This window comes from Phocaeicola faecicola, from assembly GCF_013618865.1.
Classification (GTDB): Bacteria; Bacteroidota; Bacteroidia; order Bacteroidales; family Bacteroidaceae; genus Phocaeicola; species Phocaeicola faecicola.
Genome location: NZ_JABSOE010000007.1, coordinates 48872 through 70631, shown reverse-complemented (window position 1 = coordinate 70631; position 21760 = coordinate 48872). Strand labels below are relative to the sequence as shown.

22 protein-coding genes are annotated in these 21760 nt (G+C 49.6%); 13 read left to right on the top strand and 9 right to left on the bottom strand.

What is annotated here, in order from left to right; genetic code table 11:
* Window positions 1-14: 14 nt before the first annotated feature.
* Window positions 15-305, bottom strand: a complete 291-nt coding sequence (locus H3001_RS03565; protein WP_181214091.1) for a hypothetical protein — start codon at window positions 303-305, stop codon at window positions 15-17.
* Window positions 306-492: 187 nt separating this feature from the next.
* On the opposite strand from H3001_RS03565, the gene H3001_RS03560 reads away from it, so the two are divergent.
* Window positions 493-1068: a hypothetical protein gene (locus H3001_RS03560; protein WP_181214090.1), complete on the top strand. Its 576-nt coding sequence runs from the start codon at window positions 493-495 to the stop codon at window positions 1066-1068.
* On the opposite strand, the gene H3001_RS03555 is transcribed toward H3001_RS03560, so the two are convergent.
* The 3 genes from H3001_RS03555 to H3001_RS03545 form a co-directional block, all read right to left on the bottom strand.
* On the bottom strand, window positions 1057-1611 hold the full coding sequence (locus tag H3001_RS03555) for a methylated-DNA--[protein]-cysteine S-methyltransferase (protein WP_394367787.1): 555 nt from the start codon (window positions 1609-1611) through the stop codon (window positions 1057-1059). The genes H3001_RS03560 and H3001_RS03555 overlap by 12 nt on opposite strands.
* A gap of 14 nt (window positions 1612-1625) precedes the next feature.
* On the bottom strand, window positions 1626-3479 hold the full coding sequence (locus H3001_RS03550) for an alpha-L-fucosidase (protein ID WP_181214089.1): 1854 nt from the start codon (window positions 3477-3479) through the stop codon (window positions 1626-1628).
* 122 nt (window positions 3480-3601) lie between these two features.
* Window positions 3602-5122, bottom strand: a complete 1521-nt coding sequence (locus H3001_RS03545; protein ID WP_178244987.1) for a DUF4301 family protein — start codon at window positions 5120-5122, stop codon at window positions 3602-3604.
* 134 nt (window positions 5123-5256) lie between these two features.
* On the opposite strand from H3001_RS03545, the gene H3001_RS03540 reads away from it, so the two are divergent.
* Window positions 5257-7473: a RelA/SpoT family protein gene (locus H3001_RS03540; RefSeq protein WP_178244989.1), complete on the top strand. Its 2217-nt coding sequence runs from the start codon at window positions 5257-5259 to the stop codon at window positions 7471-7473.
* Between the two features lie 175 nt (window positions 7474-7648).
* On the opposite strand, the gene H3001_RS03535 is transcribed toward H3001_RS03540, so the two are convergent.
* The 3 genes from H3001_RS03535 to H3001_RS03525 form a co-directional block, all read right to left on the bottom strand.
* Window positions 7649-9952 (bottom strand): family 20 glycosylhydrolase, encoded by a 2304-nt coding sequence (locus H3001_RS03535; protein WP_181214088.1) that lies wholly within the window; start codon window positions 9950-9952, stop codon window positions 7649-7651.
* 357 nt (window positions 9953-10309) lie between these two features.
* Window positions 10310-10528 carry a hypothetical protein gene (locus H3001_RS03530; protein ID WP_181214087.1) on the bottom strand — a complete coding sequence of 73 codons (219 nt, stop codon included), beginning with the start codon at window positions 10526-10528 and terminating at the stop codon, window positions 10310-10312.
* 85 nt (window positions 10529-10613) lie between these two features.
* A complete protein-coding gene (locus tag H3001_RS03525; protein ID WP_178244993.1) occupies window positions 10614-10805 on the bottom strand; it encodes a hypothetical protein in 192 nt (63 codons plus the stop codon).
* A 14-nt stretch (window positions 10806-10819) separates the two neighbouring features.
* On the opposite strand from H3001_RS03525, the gene H3001_RS03520 reads away from it, so the two are divergent.
* From H3001_RS03520 to lysA, 8 genes are all read left to right on the top strand, one after another.
* Window positions 10820-11209: a DUF1573 domain-containing protein gene (locus H3001_RS03520; protein ID WP_181214086.1), complete on the top strand. Its 390-nt coding sequence runs from the start codon at window positions 10820-10822 to the stop codon at window positions 11207-11209.
* A 223-nt stretch (window positions 11210-11432) separates the two neighbouring features.
* Window positions 11433-12020 carry an imidazole glycerol phosphate synthase subunit HisH gene (hisH, locus tag H3001_RS03515; protein WP_178244997.1) on the top strand — a complete coding sequence of 196 codons (588 nt, stop codon included), beginning with the start codon at window positions 11433-11435 and terminating at the stop codon, window positions 12018-12020.
* Window positions 12021-12033: 13 nt separating this feature from the next.
* Complete coding sequence (hisA, locus tag H3001_RS03510) at window positions 12034-12756, top strand: 1-(5-phosphoribosyl)-5-[(5-phosphoribosylamino)methylideneamino]imidazole-4-carboxamide isomerase (protein ID WP_178245000.1); 723 nt, start codon at window positions 12034-12036, stop codon at window positions 12754-12756.
* 23 nt (window positions 12757-12779) lie between these two features.
* Window positions 12780-13535 (top strand): imidazole glycerol phosphate synthase subunit HisF, encoded by a 756-nt coding sequence (hisF, locus tag H3001_RS03505; protein ID WP_178245001.1) that lies wholly within the window; start codon window positions 12780-12782, stop codon window positions 13533-13535.
* A 26-nt stretch (window positions 13536-13561) separates the two neighbouring features.
* Window positions 13562-14173, top strand: a complete 612-nt coding sequence (hisIE, locus tag H3001_RS03500; protein ID WP_178245003.1) for a bifunctional phosphoribosyl-AMP cyclohydrolase/phosphoribosyl-ATP diphosphatase HisIE — start codon at window positions 13562-13564, stop codon at window positions 14171-14173.
* A gap of 53 nt (window positions 14174-14226) precedes the next feature.
* Entirely contained in the window at window positions 14227-14901 is a 675-nt protein-coding gene (locus H3001_RS03495) for a cell division ATP-binding protein FtsE (protein ID WP_181214085.1), read from the top strand.
* A 120-nt stretch (window positions 14902-15021) separates the two neighbouring features.
* Window positions 15022-16341 carry an aspartate kinase gene (locus H3001_RS03490; protein ID WP_178245007.1) on the top strand — a complete coding sequence of 440 codons (1320 nt, stop codon included), beginning with the start codon at window positions 15022-15024 and terminating at the stop codon, window positions 16339-16341.
* Window positions 16342-16449: 108 nt separating this feature from the next.
* Window positions 16450-17610 carry a diaminopimelate decarboxylase gene (gene lysA, locus H3001_RS03485; RefSeq protein ID WP_181214084.1) on the top strand — a complete coding sequence of 387 codons (1161 nt, stop codon included), beginning with the start codon at window positions 16450-16452 and terminating at the stop codon, window positions 17608-17610.
* Between the two features lie 140 nt (window positions 17611-17750).
* Here the strand turns inward: lysA and H3001_RS03480 are convergent, their stop codons facing one another.
* On the bottom strand, window positions 17751-18125 hold the full coding sequence (locus H3001_RS03480) for a DMT family protein (protein WP_178245011.1): 375 nt from the start codon (window positions 18123-18125) through the stop codon (window positions 17751-17753).
* A 34-nt stretch (window positions 18126-18159) separates the two neighbouring features.
* Window positions 18160-18903, bottom strand: coding sequence for an ATP-binding protein (locus H3001_RS03475; protein ID WP_178245013.1), 744 nt, complete (start codon window positions 18901-18903; stop codon window positions 18160-18162).
* A 354-nt stretch (window positions 18904-19257) separates the two neighbouring features.
* On the opposite strand from H3001_RS03475, the gene H3001_RS03470 reads away from it, so the two are divergent.
* From H3001_RS03470 to H3001_RS03460, 3 genes are all read left to right on the top strand, one after another.
* Window positions 19258-20493: a fucose isomerase gene (locus tag H3001_RS03470; protein ID WP_181214083.1), complete on the top strand. Its 1236-nt coding sequence runs from the start codon at window positions 19258-19260 to the stop codon at window positions 20491-20493.
* Between the two features lie 89 nt (window positions 20494-20582).
* Window positions 20583-21065: a DUF4494 domain-containing protein gene (locus H3001_RS03465; RefSeq protein ID WP_178245079.1), complete on the top strand. Its 483-nt coding sequence runs from the start codon at window positions 20583-20585 to the stop codon at window positions 21063-21065.
* Window positions 21066-21077: 12 nt separating this feature from the next.
* Window positions 21078-21749, top strand: a complete 672-nt coding sequence (locus tag H3001_RS03460) for a YggS family pyridoxal phosphate-dependent enzyme (RefSeq protein ID WP_181214082.1) — start codon at window positions 21078-21080, stop codon at window positions 21747-21749.
* Window positions 21750-21760 lie beyond the last annotated feature (11 nt).

The window sequence follows — 21760 nt, the reverse complement described above, 5'->3', positions numbered from 1 at the left end:
CCGCCTCCCCCGGATCAGGTCAGAAGCAGCCAGAGCAGACCGCTTATGAGCAGGATCAGACAGATGCAGCCATAGAAAAGCACCTTCCCCCGGAACAGGCGGTTCCGGTCGGCAACCTCCTTGTGACGCGTTTCCGAAATGATTTCCTCCAACTGCGATGCAGTCAGCCGTGGGTTGGCTTCCTCCCGCCGGACCTGCGTCAGGCGCAGCTGCGTATCCTTCATCCGCTCCCGACTTCTGTGCCGCAGTTCCCGGTTCTCCTTGTCACGGCGAAGCATGTCATTGATACATCCTAACGTTCCCATAATGCAAATAATCAAGTCACCTTCTGCCTAAAGATAAAAAAAGAAAGCCATCCGGCAAAGAGTCTCCTTCAGAATATTCAACGTAACACAGAATCGCTTATATTTGTAAGTAGAATGATTACTCACTGATGCACACGCCGTACCCTTCATACGACACTGCTTTTACCGACTGATAAAAAGAAAGAATATGCGTACACTGTTGGCTTTTATATTCGGGTTCATCCTGCTGGGAGCCGGACTCACCCTCCTCAAGCCGGACCAGAGTTTCCGCACCTATCCGGAAGTACTGAAAGAACTGGTGGAAGATGCCCCTTTGAAAACCTACCGCAACGATTTTTACGGATATACGGTCCGTTATCCCGAACTCTTCACCTACGAAGAGATGCCGGAAGATACGGGAAAAGGATTCGCCCGGTTCACCTACCACAATACGGCCCACCTGGTCATTGAATGTGATGTACAGACAGAAAACGAAATCATTCCGACCGCGCGTAAAATGGAAGAAATGGCCCGCCGTCTCCGTGCAGAGAAACAGGTGGCCCTGAGAGATTCCTTCATCCTGTCCGGACCGCTTTATGACGAGGCAGGCAGCCCCGTCGACGGATACCGCTATCACACCAAGTTCGTCCGCCAGCAGAAGTTGTGGTTCTCTTACACGGTATATTATCCCGAATCGTGCAGCGACTCCATCTCAAGCATCATCCGCCAGATAGACGACTGGCAGGTATGGGACAGACGGAAACCCATCTGCTCAATCGGATAAGCGGAAAGACGTTTCCGTATGCTCTCTTTCAAGCTGCAGCAGAAAGCGCTTCATGTCCAGTCCGGCGGCATATCCCGTCAGACTGCCCCCACTGCCGATTACCCGGTGACAAGGCACGATGATCAAGAACGGATTCCGGTGGTTGGCCATTCCGACGGCCCGCACGGCTTTCGGATTGCCGATTCCGACGGCCACCTCCCGGTACGAACGGGTCTCGCCGTAAGGAATCTGCCGGAGCATCTGCCACACGGCACATTGAAAGGGAGTTCCGTGCATCTGCAAAGGAAGCGTAAACTGACGGCGGCTTCCCCTGAAATACTCGTCCAGCTGACGGGCGGCTTCCCGCAGCAACGGGGTTTCCTGCCAGCAGGCATCGGTCTTCAGAAGGGTATGAGAGACTGCCGCCAGACAGTGGTTCTCCTCATACAAATAAATATCTCCCACGGGAGAATGAAAGACAATCGCATTCATCGGTATCGTAATCTCAAGTATTTGAATAAGGAGGGCAACCTGCGCACGGCAGGCAACCCTCCTTTCTTGCATGTAATTCTGTATACTTATTTCAAGGCAATCTCACCGATGCCGACAGTTGCATCTCCTCCTACCGTCCGCACGGCTTTCAGGCAGATGAAGCGTGTCTTGACCGGAGTGAAGAAAACCGACTGAAGAATCGGATTGTTCTGGATGTTCGAGAACTCTCCTTCCTTCACCAGCGTAGTACACTGGTCGGCACTCTCCCCTACCAGCAACTGATAGTTGGACACGACACCCTTACCCGGTGCCTGCTGGTCGGGAAGATAATAGAATGAAGACACCTGCTGCTCACTTCCCAAGTCGATCACAACCCGGTCGCCCTCCACCAGACAAGTGGTTTCCTCCTGCCGGTCGGCAGCCTTGGCAGCCTCAGCCGCATCCGCTCCTACGAGAGTAAAGGGCAGGCCCTCGATATGCTGAATCTCACTGACATACAGATTGTCACCCAGTTCCTCAGCCCTGTACACGCCGATGCTGCTCAGGCAACGTACCCTGAGTCCGTCGGTAGTCACCTCCTTGAAACGGAGCAGACGCTTGTAGCCGATGGTCGTGGTTTCCTCATTCAACTGGACAGGCAGCCATTCTCCCTCTTCACGGTATTCAACCACGAAGGATTTTACACGCTGTCCCAACGGAATGTATTCCTGCAGCGACATACGGTTGACTGCCTGAGGAGCGTCAAAGCGGAACTCAATGTCGGCAGTCGTCACCCCGTCTTCCGTCGCCCAGAACGTCTCATAATCCCCGTCGGTCAGAGCAGCAGCCACATAAGCCCCACCCCGCTCGTTGGAAACGACAGGCACCACTCCCTTCACCAGGTCGTGAGCAAAGTCGCGGCGGATAATCTCATGGAATTTTACGGCATTGGCAGAATCCACCGGATGAATCAGTCCGTCGCGGTCGACCGGGAAATTCAGCAGGAGCGTAGCATTATGCCCCACACTGCGATAGTACAGGTCGACCAGCTGTTCCGGTGTCTTCACCCGCTCATCCTCCTCCGGATGATAGAACCATCCCGGACGAATGGACACATCACACTCGGCCGCCACCCACTGGTTGCCGTCGACATGTCCATACTGCAATTCCGGATAATTGGGATATCCCGGATATACCTCCCCCTTGCGCAGGAAAGACCAGTTGGTGGCACCGGCAAAGCCTTTCTCGTTGCCCACCCAGCGGCATCCCGGGCCGCCGTCGGAAAAGACAATGGCCTGAGGCTGGATGGAATCGAGCATCTCATAAATACGAGGATAGTTATAATAGTTTTTCCGGTCGATGGTACGGGTATCCTTCGCCCCGCCATACCAGCCGTCGCCTCCGTTGGCTCCGTCGAACCACACCTCAAACACCGGACCATAGTTCGTCAGCAAGTCTCGCAGCTGCGCATAGAAATAAGGCAAGTAATCGGGCGTACCGTAGTTGGCCTGATGACGGTCCCAGGGCGACAGGTACACCGCAAACTTCAGTCCGTATTTCTTACAAGCCTCAGACAATTCCTTCACCACATTTCCCTTACCGTCCTTCCAGGGAGAATTCTTCACGCTGTACTCCGTGCCTTCGAAAGGCCACAGACAGAAGCCATCGTGATGCTTGGCCGTCAGAATCACCCCCTTCATGCCGGCCTGTACCAATGTCCGGGCCCACTGCTCACAGTCGAGTTTTTTCGGATTAAACAGTTTCGGGTCCGTATCTCCATAGCCCCATTCACGGTCGTTGAAAGTATTCAGTCCAAAATGAATGAACGCATAAGTCTCCATCTGCTGCCATGCTACCTGCTTGGCCTCCGGAACCGGCAGAATGGGTTCGGGAGCCGTAACAGGCTTGGAAGTGCAGGAAACCAGTGCCGTGGAAATCAATAATGAATACAGTGATTTCATAAAATAAAAGATTTAAATTTAACCGTTGTACATAAAAAAGGCCTGACAGCCGGACAAGCCTCCTGCTATCCGGCCATCAAGCCCTTTCTTTATTCATTTAATCCATCTATCCGAGGATGTTTTTACTGATGCTGTTCACGCAACAGGTCGTTGACGGTCTTCACCGGATTGAAGGTGCTGAGAGGCACTTCTACGAATACCGTACTCCAGTCGCTCATTGAACCGTTCCACAGTCCCGGAAGTTCCAGTGCTTTCAGGTCTTTTCCGTTCTTCGACTTGTAAGAAATGAATCCCGTTGCCTTGTCCACAAAGTTCAGCAGGTTGAATTTGTTGCCCTTATAGTCGCGTACGGCACAAACCAGGTCTACCGGATTGAAGTGAGTACCCTTTTCGAACATGGCCTTCTTTTCAGGATCCTTCATGTCAATCTGAGAGCTTTCCAGAATCTGGAGAGAAACCGTACCGTCAGGATTATAAGCCAGGAACGGACCACCACCCGGTTCGCCCACGTTCTTCACCATTCCGCATACACGCATCGGACGGTTCAGTTTCTTGCGGAGATAGATTACCAGGTCTGCATCTTCAAGGTTCTTGATGTCTGCACGGCGGCAACGCAGATCCTGCTGTACGAAACGGATGATTGTTTCCAGCTGTTCGTGGCTGTAATGTCCGCTGTCCAACAGTTCCAGGTATTCGAATGCCTTCTTCTGGAGCGTAACCAGCGCACCGGCCAGGAGTTTTTTGTAAGTCACCGTATCTGCCTTCAGACGGTCGGGCACTACATTATCGATGTTCTTGATAAATACGATATCAGCATCCAGGTCGTTCAGGTTTTCAATCAGCGCTCCGTGACCACCCGGGCGGAACAGCAGTTTACCGTTGTCGCGGAAAGGCTTGTTTTCCATATCGGCAGCCACGGTATCCGTACTCGGCTTCTGTTCAGAGAAGCTTACCTGATACTGCACACCGAAGCGGCTGGAATAAGCAGCCACCTTTTCGTCAACCAGCTGCTGGAACAAGGCACGGTGTTCGGTAGATACGGTAAAATGCACATTTACCTGACCGGTCTTTCCGGCTGCATAGAGTGCACCTTCTACCAGGTGTTCTTCCAGCGGAGTACGTACTCCGTCTTCGTAGCGGTGGAACTTCAGCAGACCCTTCGGCAAGGCACCGTAGTTCAGTCCGGCCGACTCCAGCAGGTTGGCTACCACAGCCTTGTAATTCTTTTCCGCAATCAGCGTATCAATGTCCTTTCCGGTATTCTTTATACAAGCCTCATTCAGTTCGTCGTAAAAAGCAAAGTCATGAACGCGGCTGAAAAATTTCTTTTCAAAATCAGTAGTCGGTTCACTGTAATCAGCTCCCAGGAATTCAAACAGGTTCTTGAACATACGGCTGGCAGCTCCCGATGCAGGAACGAATTTTACAATCTTCTTGTCGCCATCCTTGTAAGCATCCCATGCTTTCAGATATTTTTCTTGCAAATCAGCGTCAGCTACCAGAATGCCCCCATTTTCCACAGATGCCGCAGCCGACAGTTCCAGATAAGGAAATCCCTTTTCAAAGCAAGCCAGCTGTTCTGCAATCTGTGCTTCGGAAATTCCTTTTTTCAATAATAGTTCTTTGTCTTCTTGTGTTAACATGTTATTTTAATTTTAAGAAATAAATATTCGCTTTAAGGTCAATTCACGCTCCAAATATATAAAAAAAACAATCAGAATATTCCATGAATCTCAGAAAAAAACTATCTTTACCATCAAAGTCAAAACTATAGGTCATGGAAGAAACAGGATTTTTCACTCCCGAGGAACACAAACAACTAATCACCCTTTACCGGAGACTATTAAAATTATCGGGAGACACGCTGCAGAAAGACGATTGCAGCCAACTGAAAAGGCATCTTATCAGGGTCATTTCGGAAGACAGTATTCCACGCAACGCATTCGGCATGAATCCGATTATCAAGGACATGCAGACGGCTGTGATTGTAGCGGAAGAGATCGGGATGCGCCGTGCTTCCATCTTGGGAATCATGCTGCACGAATCGGTAAAATATAATCTCTGCACCCTCGACACTATCCAGCAGATTTACGGCGAGGATGTGGCAGGAATCATCCGCGGCCTGGTAAAGATTAATGAACTTTATTCAAAAAGTCCGACCATCGAATCGGAGAATTTCCGCAACCTGCTGCTTTCGTTTGCCGAAGACATGCGGGTAATCCTGATCATGATAGCCGACCGCGTCAACCTGATGCGACAGATAAAGGACAGTACCAATGAGGAGGCGAAGCTGAACGTAGCCAACGAGGCGGCTTACCTGTATGCTCCGCTGGCGCACAAGCTGGGACTTTACAAACTGAAATCGGAACTGGAGGACCTCTCCCTGAAATATACTCAGCACGATATCTACTATCACATCAAGGAAAAGCTGAATGCGACAAAGGCGGCCCGCGACCGTTACATTGACGCATTCATCGAACCGATCCGCCGGAAACTGGAGGAAAGCGGACTGAAGTTCCACATCAAGGGACGTACGAAGTCAATCCACTCCATTTACCAGAAAATGAAGAAGCAGGGTTGTCCGTTCGAGGGAGTGTACGACCTCTTTGCGATACGTATCATCCTCGACTCTCCGCTGGAGAAGGAAAAGCAGGAATGCTGGCAGGCTTATTCGCTGGTCACCGACATGTACCTGCCCAACCCGAAACGTCTGCGCGACTGGCTGTCGGTGCCCAAGAGCAACGGATATGAGTCGCTGCACATCACCGTCATGGGACCTGAAGGCAAATGGGTGGAGGTGCAGATCCGTACGGAACGGATGGATGAGATTGCCGAAAAGGGATTGGCTGCCCACTGGAGATACAAGGGTATCAAGGGAGAAAGCGGACTGGACGAGTGGTTGAACTCTATCCGTGAGACGCTGGAAAATGCCGATACCGACATGGAGGCCATGGACCAGTTCAAGCTCGACCTCTACAAGGACGAAGTATTCGTATTTACGCCGAAAGGAGATCTCTATAAACTGCCGCAGGGAGCGACGGTGCTCGACTTTGCCTTTACCATTCACTCGAACCTGGGATGCCGGTGCATCGGAGCCCGGGTGAACGGAAAGAACGTACAGCTCAAGCAGCCGCTCAACAGTGGCGACCAGGTGGAAATCACCACATCGAGCACGCAGACGCCCAAACGCGACTGGCTGAATTTTGTCACTACCTCGAAGGCACGTACCAAAATCCGGCAGGCGCTGAAGGAAATTACTGCACGGCAGACTGAATTTGCCAAGGAAACACTGGAGCGGAAGTTCCGCAACCGGAAACTGGAGTACGATGAAGCCATCCTGATGCGCCTCATCAAGAAATCCGGTTTCAAGACGGTGACCGATTTCTACCAGAGCATTGCGGACGAGACGATTGACATCAACGTCGTCATGGACCGGTATGTGGAGATGCAGCGGAAGGAAACCGAACAGCGGGAGGAAATTACCTACCGCAGCGCCGAAGGTTTCAACATGCAGCAGCAGTCGGATACCAAGAACTACTACAAAGACGATGTGCTGGTCATCGACCAGAACCTGAAGGGACTGGATTTCAATCTGGCCAAATGCTGTAATCCGATCTACGGTGACGAGGTATTCGGCTTTGTCACAATTTCGGGAGGTATCAAGATTCACCGTTGCGACTGCCCGAATGCCCGTGACATGAAGGCCCGTTTCCCTTACCGCATCGTCCGGGCTCGCTGGGCCGGAAAGAGCGAAGGAAAGCAGTACCCGATTACCCTCCGTATCGTGGGACACGATGACATCGGCATTGTGACCAATATCACGTCCATCATCAACCACGAAAACAACATCCAGTTGCGCTCCATCAGCGTAGACTCGCACGACGGACTGTTCTCGGGCATGCTGACGGTAATGGTGGATGACACGTCCAAACTGGAATCGCTGATCAAGAAAATCAAGACAGTGAAGGGAGTCAAACAGGTGAGCCGGGGATAAGATCATTCCTCTCAACCTGCCTGACAGAATCCCTCTGAGACACCTCTGAATATCAAAAAAACAAACCGGCCGGTTTTCCATATGTTGCAGGGAAACCGGCCGGTTTTATTTGAGGCAGCCTCACCGCCGCTTACCCGGCGGAAAGGCAGTGCCTCTTTTCAGTATCGCACGTTCATCAATGTGCATAGAGATGCGTGAAAGGAATCTCATGACCTTCGCTATCGAGAACCTTCAGGCTCAGCAGACCGCCGTTGCAGTCAAAATAGCGGAGTTCCATCGGATGATATCCCTTCGCCAGGGCTTTCTGGCCCACAATCTCACGCGGAGAATGTGCTCCGTCATTATCCACTACCATTTCCTTGTCAATCACCAGTGTACTTCCATCGTCTGAAAGCAATACAAAGGTATAAATATCGTTCTTCGGCGCATTGATGTATCCGGTTACCACCAGACCGATATTACCGCTCACCCCCTTAGGTATCTTCACATCTTCAATCGGATATACCCCTTTCTTCGGTGCTTTGGAGATATCGGCACAATTATTTCCTCTGAAATCATGCCATGCAGCCGTCAGTCCCGGAGTACTCGGAGCAGCCTGTACAGCCGGTGCATAATCGCTCTTCACATATCGTGTCGTAAATACGTCACTCGGCTTACCGTTGGCACGGAAAGTACGGAACTTAAAGTCGGTGGTCTCAGTGACGGTAATAGCCCCCGTATATTCCGGCGAATCAAGAGTAGGCATCGTACCGTCGGTAGTATAATGCACTTTCACGTTCGGGTCCATGCAAGAAAGTTCCACCTTGCCTTCACTGATAAATGCATTCGTCTTGTAGAAACCTTCCAGATCAGGCACCCTGTAATTGACATCCATCCGGCTCAACCGTTCGAAGTGAGCTACCAGACGCTGTGAGAAATCCCCCCAGTCCTTCCGCTCCGGACGGCTCCAACCCAGTTCGGCAATGGCCTGCATACGCGGTACCACCATATACTGCATCCGCTCCCGTGAAGGAATCCACTCGGTCCAGATATTTCCCTGTACTCCCTTGATCAGACTTTGAGCCTCAGCACTAGCCACTTCCGATGAAGGATCGAAATTATAGATATTCGGCAAAGACTTGGTATCCTGCTGATAATCCAGGTAGAAACATGAGTTAGGCGTAAAGATGATGGAATTGCCCTGGCTCGTGGTCTTTTCAGGAGCGTCACCTACCCAGCTTCTCCACCACATGACAGTCGCCGTCTTGGAAAGTCCTCCTTCCAGGATTTCATCCCATCCGATCATTTCCTTGCCGTTCTCATTGAAGAAACGTTCCATCTCATGAATGAACCACGACTGCAGTTCCTCTTCCGACTTCAGACCGTTGGCACGCATACGCTTCTGACAGTCGGGACATTTCTTCCAGTTGGTCTTTTCCACTTCGTCCCCACCGATGTGTATGTATTTATAAGGGAACAGTCCGATAATCTCACGGTACACATTCTTACAGAATTCCAGTGCAGAATCCTTTCCCGGACATACCGGAGAAGAGAAAATACTGCCCCATCCGGTTTCCTTGAAACAGGACACTCCATCGTAATTGCTTACGGCTGCCAGCATATGGCCCGGCATATCGATTTCAGGAATGATATCGATGCTGCGAACCTGAGCATAGGCAATGACGTCCTTGATGTCTTCCTGGGTATAGAAACCGCCGTACAGGGTATCTCCCTTCACAATACGGAGCTTATCTTCGGGAATCAGGTAATCCGGATTGCCATTGGCTGCGGCCATTTCCATGCAACTTCTGTCGTGAGCGTTGAAGGTACGCCAGGCTCCCTTCTCTGTGAGCAACGGATATTGCTTGATTTCCACACGCCATCCCTGGTCGTCGGTCAGGTGCCAATGGAGCTTGTTCATCTTGTACAATGCCATCAGGTCCAGCAGTTCCTTCACCTCGTCTACCGTATAAAAATGGCGTGATACATCCAGCATCAGTCCGCGCCATTCATAATGAGGCGCATCGGTTACCGATACGGAAGGAATCGCCCAGTCGACTCCCTCTACCACTTCCTTGGATTCAATGGCGGCAGGGAACAACTGGCGGAGGGTCTCGATACCGGCAATTACTCCGCTATATCCGTTACCGGCAATATTCACCTGCTTGCGGGTAGCCTCCAGCTGATAACCGCCCGAAGGCAACTGCGGCTGGAGAGACAGACAGATATCGCCTTCTCCGGCTGCCGTCTGGATGGTGTATCCGGTAGCCCGGGAAAGCATGCCTGCGAGATACGTTGCGGCCGGAGCCAGTTCCTCGCCCGCATAACCAACCACCATCTTATTCTTCAGTACAAATACATCATTCCCCTGTCTGATCTGTTCCGGTACAGGAATCAGTTCTACAGGAGCCACTTGAACAGCTTCGGAGCAGGCGCTCAGCCAGAACATTCCGGTCAAGGCACATACTCCCCAAAAAGGTTTACTCAGTTTTTTCCACATAGTTTTTTTATTAAAAAGGATGATTATTCAACTCCAGGTATTTCTCATTTACTTTCGCCCGATTCGTGACCGTGCCCGTTCCGATTTATTCAAAATACAGGTTCTTATACCAAACATAGATGCTCAATGCGCACACGGTTATTATAAAAGGAAGAGCAATCATACATGCCGTAATGAAATCGGTATGAAAAAGATAGATACTGACCATTCCCGGCAGCCAGGCAGAAAGAACTCCCCAATACATCCCCTGTTGAGGTGAGTACGGATTTTTCCGCGGACGAATGCTGCGCCCGCAATGACTGCAGACGACAGCCTGTTCCTTCCCTTTATTAAAATACCGCAAACATTGACGTAAAGTCAACTTTCTTCCACAGTAAGGACATTCACAGCTATTTGGCATTTCACATGAATAAATCTAAAATCAAACCCGTTCTTGCTTCTGTCGCTACCCCAGTCATAGACCGGTGCATACAGCGACTGACGCCAATCAAAGAAAAAAATTCCTTTTTGATGTCCGTTGCAATTAATGTCACCCGAAAAAATTAAAAAGATTGCATTTTTCATCACCTGTAACATGATGCGGTTAACTTACATCTCATTCTCAGAAATCGTGTTTTTCATTGATAAGGCACAATACACTCTACAAAAATAGATGCATATTTTACAACTCAAAAACTTTTTCCTCAATAATTATCCAAAACCCTTCAAAATAATCAGGAGAGACATGGAATAACCCGTATGCTCCCCTGCCGACAACCGTTTCCTTCTGTTCTTCTTCCCCTTCAAATGTTAATATTCCTAAGAAAATCCCCGTTTTTTTAAATGGAATTGTTACCTTTGGGCGTTTTACCAAATAAAACAGGAATAATGAAAAAGATTTTTCTAACCACTATGTTTTTGATGACTGCAGTCCTGATGCTGGTAGCACAGGGAACTGCCCAAATAACATTTGAGAAAACCAAACACAATTTCGGTGCATTTTCAGAAAGCAGTCCGAAAGTAAGTTGCATATTCAAATTCAAGAATACAGGCGACGGCCCGCTGGTCATCCATCAGGCAATCGCATCCTGCGGCTGTACGGTGCCGCGCTATCCGAAAGAACCGATCAAAGCCGGTGAGGAAGGAGAAATCACGGTAACTTACGACGGAACCGGAAAATTCCCGGGACACTTCCGCAAGTCAATCACATTGCGGACCAATGCCGAACAGGAAGTAGTGAGACTCTACATCGAGGGTGACATGACTCCTAAGCAGTAAGGACAGAATCAGAGACTTCATATTATCGGGCGGAAAACAACTCGGATGTTTTCCGCCCGATATCGTTTATGACAACTCCCTCCGGAGGCATTGCCAAAAACACCTTAACTGATTGAAAATCGGAATCACAAATTCAAATCAAGAAACTTTTTGTTGTAAAAAAGTTCATATATACAATATTTTGCTACTTTTGCAAAACAACTGCAACCAAGTATCAACCACCATGAAAGTAGCGATTATCAAATACAATGCAGGCAATATCTTTTCGGTTTGCCACTGTCTGCGACGCCTGGGACTGGAACCTGTCATCACAGCCGATCCGGAACTTCTGCTCCAGGCCGACAAAGTCATCTTTCCGGGAGTAGGAGAAGCCAAAAGTACGATGGAATTTCTCAAGCAGCACCGTCTGGACCAGCTGATCAGGGACCTGAAGCAGCCGGTACTGGGCATCTGTCTCGGCATGCAGCTCATGTGCAGGCATTCGGAAGAAGGAGATGTGGAATGTCTGGGTATCTTCGATACTCCCGTCAACCGCTTCCCCAGCCTGCCCGGGATAAAAGTTCCTCACATGGGATGGAATACCTTGGAGCAGACCCGTTCTCCGCTTTTCCAGGGGTTCGGCCACGAAGAGTATGTCTATTTCGTACACAGCTATTACGTACCCGTCAATCCGTACACGATTGCCCGTACGGAATACATACAGCCCTTCAGTGCCGCCTTGCACAAGGACAACTTCTATGCGACCCAGTTCCATCCGGAAAAAAGCGGGAAAACCGGAGAGCGTATTCTGACCAATTTTCTGAATCTTTAAACACATTACACCCATGATAGAATTAATTCCAGCCATCGACTTGATCAACGGCAAATGCGTCCGTCTGTCGCAAGGTTGTTATGAATCGAAAACCACTTACGATGTCGACCCGGTAGAGGTTGCCAAGGAACTTGAATCATACGGTCTGCGCCGTATCCACATTGTCGACCTCGACGGAGCCGCCTCACATCATATTGTCAATTACCGTATCCTGGAACAGATAGCCAGCCGGACCTCGCTGGTCATCGACTTCGGAGGAGGGGTAAAAAGCGAGTCGGACCTGAACATCGCTTTTGAAAACGGAGCACAGATGGTCACTGTCGGAAGTATGGCAGTCAAAGACCCTCAGCAGGTAGAAAAATGGATTGAGAAATACGGAAGTCACCGGATTATCCTGGGAGCAGACGTAAAAGACGGACACATCGCCACGAACGGATGGAAGGAAAGTTCGGCCATGGAACTCCTCCCTTTCATCGAATCGTATGCGCAGAAAGGCATCCATAAGGTGCTGTGTACCGACATCCAGCGCGACGGTATGCTGCAGGGACCGGCAGTGGAACTGTATCAAAGCATCCTGGAGAAATTTCCGGAGATTCACCTGATTGCCAGCGGAGGCGTAAGCAGCCTGCACGACATTCATGAGCTCGATGAAGCAGGTGTCCCTGCCGTAGTCTTCGGCAAGGCCTTGTACGAAGGGAAAATCTCCCTGAAAGAGTTAAGCAACTATATTTCCTGATTACTTAATCTGTATCTCATTTTATGTTGACCAAACGTATCATACCCTGTCTGGATATCAAGGACGGACAAACGGTAAAAGGAACCAACTTCATCGGGCTGAGGAATGCCGGTGATCCGGTAGAACTGGGAAAACTGTACAGCCAGCAAGGAGCAGACGAACTGGTTTACCTGGATATTACGGCCAGCCACGAACAGCGGAAGACCTTCACCCAGCTGGTGGAAAGGGTTGCTGCACAGATAAACATTCCTTTTACGGTAGGAGGAGGCATCAGTCAGTTGGAAGACGTTGACCGTCTGCTCAACGCCGGAGCCGACAAGATATCCATCAACTCCGCGGCCCTGAACCGCCCGGAGCTCATCGACGAGATAGCCGCCCATTTCGGCTCGCAGGTCTGTACTGTAGCCATTGATGCCCGCTGTACCCCTGAGGGTTGGATCTGCTACAAAAACGGAGGACGGATTTCCACCGGAATCGGTCTGATGGAATGGGTACATGAGGTCAACGAACGCGGAGCCGGGGAAATCCTTTTCACCAGCATGGACCACGACGGAGTAAAAAAAGGATATGCCAACGAGGCTCTGGCGGCGATGAGCGAGATATCGCATGTTCCGATCATTGCCTCGGGAGGTGCCGGATGCATGGAAGATTTCAAGGACGCCTTCCTCTACGGGAAAGCCGATGCGGCACTGGCGGCCAGCGTCTTTCATTTCGGAGAGATTTCCATTCCCGAGTTGAAACACTATCTCCGCGAGCATCAGATTTGTGTAAGAATTTAATATTTCATCCTTTAAAACAATAACCTATGAAACTTGATTTCGACAAAATGGGAGGACTGGTTCCCGCCATCATCCAAGACATACATACCCAAAAAGTACTCATGCTGGGATTCATGAACGAAGAAGCCTATCAGAAAACGGTAGAAAGCGGAAAGGTGACTTTTTACAGCCGTACCAAGCAGCGCTTGTGGACCAAGGGAGAAGAAAGCGGAAATTTCCTGCACGTCGAATCCATCCAGGCCGACTGCGACAATGATACCCTGCTGATTCAGGTAACGCCCTGCGGACCGGTCTGCCACCTGGGTACAGATACCTGCTGGGGAGACAAGAACGAACAGGCAGTCATGTTCCTGAAGGAACTGCAGGATTTCATCGACCGCCGTCATGAGGAAATGCCCGAACATTCCTATACCACCAGTCTGTTTAAATCGGGAGTCAACAAAATGGCGCAGAAGGTGGGCGAAGAGGCAGTTGAAACCATTATCGAGGCCTGCAACGGAACGGATGAACGGCTGATTTACGAAGGGGCCGACCTGCTGTACCACCTGATTGTCCTGCTTACTGCAAAAGGATACCGCATAGAAGACCTGGCAAAGGAATTGAAAGAACGGCACAGCGAAAGCTGGAAAAAACATTAAAAAGTCGTATCTTTACCTCACCAAGTCTGTTTATTTACCAACAAGCTCAATTTATGGAAGAAGAAATACTTATCAGTTACCGTGGGGTCAATATCGACCAGAAGGAATATAACATCCTGTCGGATATTGATTTCGATATCCGGAAAGGAGAATTTGTCTATCTCATCGGAAAGGTGGGAAGCGGCAAATCCAGTTTCCTGAAGACCATTTACGGGGAACTGAACATCAGTCAGGGAGAGGCAAGGGTACTGGACAAGAACATGCGTACCATCAAGCCCAAGGAAATAGCCGGACTGCGGAGAAAACTGGGCATTATCTTCCAGGATTTCCAGTTGCTGACCGACCGGAATGTGTTCGACAATCTGGAATTTGTCCTTCAGGCCACCGGCTGGAAGAAAAAGAATGAAATCGAAAGCCGGATTTTTGAAGTGCTGAAGCTGGTAGGCATGGAAAACAAAGGATACAAGATGCCGAACGAACTGTCGGGAGGGGAACAGCAGCGCATCGTGATTGCCCGTGCCATACTGAACAACCCGGAAGTGATACTGGCCGACGAGCCGACCGGAAACCTGGATGTGGAGACCGGAAGACACATCGTACAGCTGTTGCAGGACATCTGCAGACAAGGGGCAGCCATCATCATGACCACCCACAATCTCAACCTGCTGAAGGAGTTTCCCGGAACCACCTACCGGTGCCACGAACACCGCATGACCCGGGAAGAGTAGATTAAAAAAATATACATAAAGTATTTTTGGTCGGAATATTCCAAAAAACCAGGAAAAATATTATCTTTGCCCCCAAAAGACAGTATATTTTAATAGAATAACTAAAATTCGAAACGAAAAATGAAAGTTTTAAAGTTTGGAGGAACATCTGTAGGTTCTGCACAGAGAATGAAGGATGTTACCAAATTGATTACTGACGGCGAACAGAAGATTGTAGTGCTGTCAGCAATGTCAGGGACTACCAACACCCTGGTTGAAATTTCGGATTATCTGTACAAGAAAAATCCTGAAGGTGCGAATGAAATCATCAATAAGCTGGAAAGCAAATATAAACAGCATATTGAGGAGCTTTATTCTACTGAAGAATACAAACAGAAGACATGGGAGTTTGTCAAGTCTGTTTTTGATTACATCCGCTCTTATACCAAGGATATTTTCACACTGTTCGAAGAGAAAGTCATTCTGGCACAAGGAGAAATCATCTCTACCAACATGGTAACCAATTACCTTTGTGAGCAGGGAGTGAAGGCTGTCCTGATTCCGGCATTGGAATTCATGCGCACTGACAAGAACAGTGAACCGGACTTGAATTACATCCGTGAAAAAATTGCTGTCCAGCTGGAAGCACATCCAGACCAGGAGATTTACATTACACAAGGATTTATCTGCCGCAACGCTTACGGAGAAATCGACAACCTGCAGCGAGGCGGAAGTGACTATACGGCTTCACTGATCGGTGCTGCGGTCAATGCATCTGAAATTCAGATCTGGACCGATATCGACGGTATGCACGACAACGACCCGAGAATCGTCGACAAGACTTCTCCGGTACGTCAGCTACATTTCGAGGAAGCTGCCGAACTGGCTTATTTCGGAGCCAAGATCCTGCACCCGACTTGCGTGCAGCCGGCTAAATACGCCAACATTCCGGTACGTCTGCTGAACACCATGGAACCGACCGCTCCGGGCACTCTCATTTCCAATGATACGGAAAAGGGAAAGATCAAGGCTGTGGCTGCCAAGGACAACATTACGGCCATCAAGATCAAATCAAGCCGTATGCTGCTGGCTCACGGATTCCTGCGCAAGGTATTCGAGATTTTCGAAAGCTACCAGACTGCCATCGATATGGTATGTACTTCGGAAGTAGGTGTATCGATGTCGATTGACAACACCAAGCACCTGAATGAAATCGTGGACGACCTGAAGAAATACGGTACGGTAACCGTAGACCACGACATGTGTATCGTATGTGTGGTAGGCGACCTGGAATGGGAAAATGTAGGTTTCGAAGCCAAGGCGCTGGATGCCATGCGTGACATTCCGGTACGTATGATTTCGTTCGGCGGAAGCAACTACAACATCTCTTTCCTGATCCGTGAATCGGACAAGAAGAAAGCATTGCAGTCGTTGAGTGACGTATTGTTCAACAACAAGTAAGTATTCATTTGCCGGGCATACCCGTCCGACATACAAATAATTTGTGAAACGGATGGCACATTCCTCAGGGACCGGGCCATCCGTTTTTTTAATATTCAGTTTACAATTATGAAAGGTACATTTCCAATCAATAAATTCAGGGAGCTGGAAACTCCGTTTTACTATTATGATACCGGTTTGTTGCGTGAGACACTGAATACCATCCGTAAGGAAACCGAAAAGAACAACAAATATTGCGTGCATTATGCCGTAAAGGCCAATGCCAATCCGAAGATCCTGAGCGTGATCCGTGAAAGCGGACTGGGCGTGGACTGTGTAAGCGGCGGAGAAATCAAGGCGGCCATCAAAGCCGGTTTCCCGGGAAGCAAGATTGTATATGCCGGTGTAGGAAAGACCGACAAGGAAATCAACCTGGGACTGGACTACGATATTTTCTGCTTCAATGTGGAATCGGTTCCGGAACTGGAGGTCATCAACGAACTGGCAGCTGCCAAGAACAAGATTGCCCGGGTAGCCTTCCGTATCAATCCCGACGTAGGTGCCCATACGCATGCCAACATCACTACCGGACTGGCAGAGAACAAGTTCGGTATCAGCATGCAGGACATGGACCGCATCATCGACCGTGCCCTGGAGATGAGCCACGTCAAATTCGTGGGACTGCATTTCCACATCGGTTCACAGATTCTGGACATGGGCGACTTCATCGCACTCTGCAACCGCATCAATGAACTGCAGGAAAAGCTGTATGCACGACAGATCATCGTTGAGCATATCAACGTAGGCGGAGGACTGGGCATCGATTATGCACACCCTAACCGCCAGCCGATTCCTGACTTTGCGGAATACTTCGCGACTTACCACAAGCACCTGAGACTCCGTCCTCAGCAGACCCTGCATTTCGAACTGGGACGCTCGGTGGTAGGACAGTGCGGAAGCCTGATTACCCGAGTGATTTACGTAAAACAGGGAACCAACAAGCAGTTTGCCATCGTAGATGCCGGTATGACCGACCTGATCCGTCCGGCCCTCTATCAGGCTTACCACAAAATTGAGAACATCACTTCTGAGAAAGCGATGGAAACCTACGACGTGGTAGGTCCGATCTGCGAATCTTCCGATGTCTTCGGAAAGGCCATCGACCTGAACAAGGTGGAACGCGGAGACCTCATCGCCCTGCGCTCTGCCGGTGCCTACGGAGAGATTATGGCTTCCGGCTACAACTGCCGTGAACTCCCGAAAGGATATACCTCGGATGAATTGATGTAAGCCTCGGTGCCGGAAATGCTCCGGCACAGGTTTCTTTTGAGACCGATGGCTCTACATAAACACCACTGCCGCCCTGCGGGTGTCTTGTCAGACTCCAGCAGGGCGGCAGTTCCGTTAACGACCAATTCCGATGTATTTCCTTATTTCTTGAAGACGAAATAGACAGCCAGACAAAGGCAGACAAAAGCTGCCAGGTGGTTCCACTTGAGTTCCATCTTAAACGCAATCATGGAGAACACCGTGAAGACCATCAGCGTGATTACCTCCTGAATCACCTTCAGCTGCATGATATCGAACGGACCGCCACTGTCACGGAATCCCAGACGGTTGGCAGGAACCTGCAGGCAGTACTCAAAAAAAGCAATTGCCCAACTGAAAGCGATAACCCCGATCAGAGGCAGGGAAGCAAACCAGCTGAATTCTTCCCGCATCTTCAAGTGACCGTACCACGCAAATGTCATAAATACATTCGACAAAATCAGTAACAATACTGAATAAATACCTTGTGACAACATAACCTTCTATTTTTTATTCACTGTTTTATCTGTGTTATTTCCCGATTTCCTCCGGCAGCAGGTCGGTCTGTATGTTATTCATACTCCCCCACAGACTGTACCGCGCCTCCGGATTCAGTTTCTCCAGTTCGCGCAGGATGCGCTTGATGTCCGAACGGAACGAATCCTTCTCATAAGGACAGTTCTTGATCTGCTTTCTGTAACCGCGCAAGGCAGCCAGTTCCACCAAGTCGGACTCATGCACCAGACACATCGGACGGATAATCGTCATGTCGAACTTGCGCATGACCAGACGGGGAGGCATGGTACTCACGGCTCCCTGGAACGTCATGTTCATGAGCAAGGTTTCCAGAATATCGTCCATATGATGTCCCAGAGCAATCTTATTGCAGCCATGCTCCTTGGCCACGGTAAACAGCGCCTTGCGGCGGTTCCACGAACAAAGGAAACAAGGCGACTTACGGGTGTCGCTGGACAGGTCGAAAGAAGTCTCATAGCGCACGAACGGCACATTCAGTTCCTCCGCAAAACGGCGCAGGTACTCGATATCCGATTCATAAGGGATGTTCGTCATCACCACATGAGCCGCCACCACACTGAAACGCGGCTTGTAGATCCGGGAACGCCGGGCCAGCAGTTCCAGCAAAGCCAGCGAATCCTTTCCGCCGGAAAGTCCCACCAGGATTTTATCCCCCTCCTCAATCAATCCGTATTGCACCACACCCTTGCTAAAACGCTTCTCAATCCGCCGCATCAGCTTGTCTTCTTCTTTCTGCATTTTGTCCGCACTTAATTAATTTCAACATTCTGAGACATAAGATTATAAGCTACTCCATGCCACAGTTCTCTTTTCGGGCTGCAAAGATACTCCGAAAGGATTTATTACACAACATTTGCCCTCAAAAAGACAAGGGAATTCCCGCAGCTTCCGCATCCCGAAAGCCTCGCACCGGGCCCCTGCCGTTCCGATACCGTTAAACAATCCTTATTAAAAGCAGTGAAATTCAAAAATATACAACTACAGACAGGCGGCTATTAAAAAAAACACAAATCTCCCCCAACCTGCAAGGATAAGTCGCAGAAAAAACTTATATTCGTAATACATTAAAGACAATAATAAGACACTATGCATATGGAATTATATCTGATTATATTTACTTCCGGAAACTATCGAAAAGAATGGGTTTACGAAAGCCACAAGGATTTTTTCATTTCCCTGGAAAGATTCTTTACCCTCCATCTGACTCCTTACCACGAGGCGGATACCATCCCTTCCAATGCCTTTAAGATGATCTTCATCGCCAGTGGCGGTGTGGAAGACCAGGCCATGCGCTGCGTCAGTGCATTCCCCTATCCCATCACCATCCTGGCCGACGGACTGAACAACTCACTGGCTGCGGCCCTGGAAATTGCGGCATGCATACGTACGAAGGCCCTGAAGGTACGCATCATTCACGGAACGGCCGAATACATGGTACAGCAGGTGCTGGAGCATTACAGGACCTTCATCGCCAAGCGCAAGATGAAAGGGAAACGGATCGGAGTCATCGGAAGTCCCGCTCCCTGGCTGGTAGCCAGTCACGTCGATTACCTGCTGGCCGGACAACGGTGGGGAGTCACCTATACCGACATTCCCATAGAAGATGTCTACAAGCGGTTCCACCAGATTTCCAACGACGACATCGGACCGGAAGCCTCCCTGTTCGCCTCACGTGCCAAGGCCTGTCAGGATGCGACTCCCGACGACCTGCTGCGTGCCATGCGACTTTACCGGGCATTGCAGGAAACCTGCAGGGAAGAACAGCTAAATGCGGTTGCCGTATCCTGCTTCTCACTGATCGAGGAACTGAATACTACGGGCTGCCTGGCCTTGTCACTGCTGAACGACGAAGGTATCCCTGCCGGATGCGAAGGAGACCTGCAGACCATCATGACCATGCTCATGGCACAGACCCTGACCGATCAGCCGGCTTTCATGGGGAATCCCTCTTTTGTCGACGTACAGCGCAACGAACTGCTGCTGGCGCACTGCTCCATCCCTACCCGCATGACCACCGATTTCATTCTGCGCGACCATTTTGAGACGGGGAAAGGCATTGCCATCCAGGGCCTGATGCACGAAGAGGAAGTCACCCTCTTCAAATGTGGAGGAGAATGCCTCGACGAGTTCTACGTGGCCGAAGGATACCTCACCGAAAACACCAATCTGGCAACCTGTTGCCGGACACAGGTAAGAGTCCGGCTGAACAGTCCGGCCGATTATTTCCTGAGGAATCCGCTGGGCAACCACCACGTGCTGATTCAGGGACACCATGCCGAATTGCTGAAAGCCTTTATGCTGCAAAACCGGTGCAAGCAGAGAGAATAATCCTGAAAAAACTGTTTTTTCTCTTAGGCAGGATTAATTTTTAATATATCTTTGCAGGAAGGTTTTACTAATTACATAAAGAATTTAGAATTATGATGCATAACTGGTTTGAGTGCAAAATACGCTATGAGAAGATAGCCGAAAATGGTATGAACAAGAAGGTTACGGAACCTTATCTGGTAGACGCACTCAGTTTTACAGAAGCAGAATCACGTATTATCGAAGAAATAACTCCGTTTATCAGTGGAGAATTTACGGTGTCCGACATCAAGCGGGCCAATTACAGTGAACTTTTTCCCTGTGAGGAAGATGCAGCAGACCGCTGGTTCAAATGCAAGCTCTACTTCATTACACTGGACGAGAAAAGCGGTGCTGAGAAAAAGACCTCAACCAACGTACTGGTACAGGCAGCCGACCTTCGGGATGCCATCCACAAGCTGGACGAAGGCATGAAAGGCACAATGGCCGATTACGTCATTGCCTCAGTGGCCGAAACCGCCATCATGGATGTATATCCTTACTCGGCAGAACCCAATGTAAAACCGGAATTTCCGGACGCAGACAAACGATAAATCCTGATTGCCATGACCGATATTCAATTACATCTGAAAGAGATACTGGCGGAACTCCCTCCGCAGACAAGACTGGTTGCCGTATCCAAGTTCCACCCGGCAGAAGCCATCCGGGAAGCGTATGACATGGGGCAGCGCATCTTCGGCGAAAGCAAGGTGCAGGAACTGACCGGCAAGTACGAATCACTGCCGAAAGATATCGAGTGGCATTTCATCGGGCATCTGCAGACCAACAAGGTAAAATACATTGCTCCTTTTGTCAGCATGATTCATGCGGTAGACTCTTTCAAGCTGCTGTGCGAAATCGACAAACAGGCAGCCAAGGTCAACCGCGTTATTCCCTGCCTGCTGGAGATGCACGTCGCCCAGGAGGAAAGCAAATTCGGATTTACTTTCGAAGAATGCCGGGCCCTGCTTGCCGAAGGAGAATGGAAGAATCTTTCTCATGTATCCATTGCAGGAATCATGGGAATGGCCTCGTATACAGATGACCTGCACCAAATACAGCAGGAGTTCCAGTCGCTCAGTGATTTTTTCAAAGAATTGAAAAACTCCTATTTTTCAGGAAACAGTCAGTTCTGCGAACTGTCTATGGGGATGTCACACGATTATCCGGAAGCCGTAAAAAGAGGAAGTACGCTGGTACGGGTAGGAAGTAAAATTTTTGGAGACCGAATCTATTAAAACTTAAAACA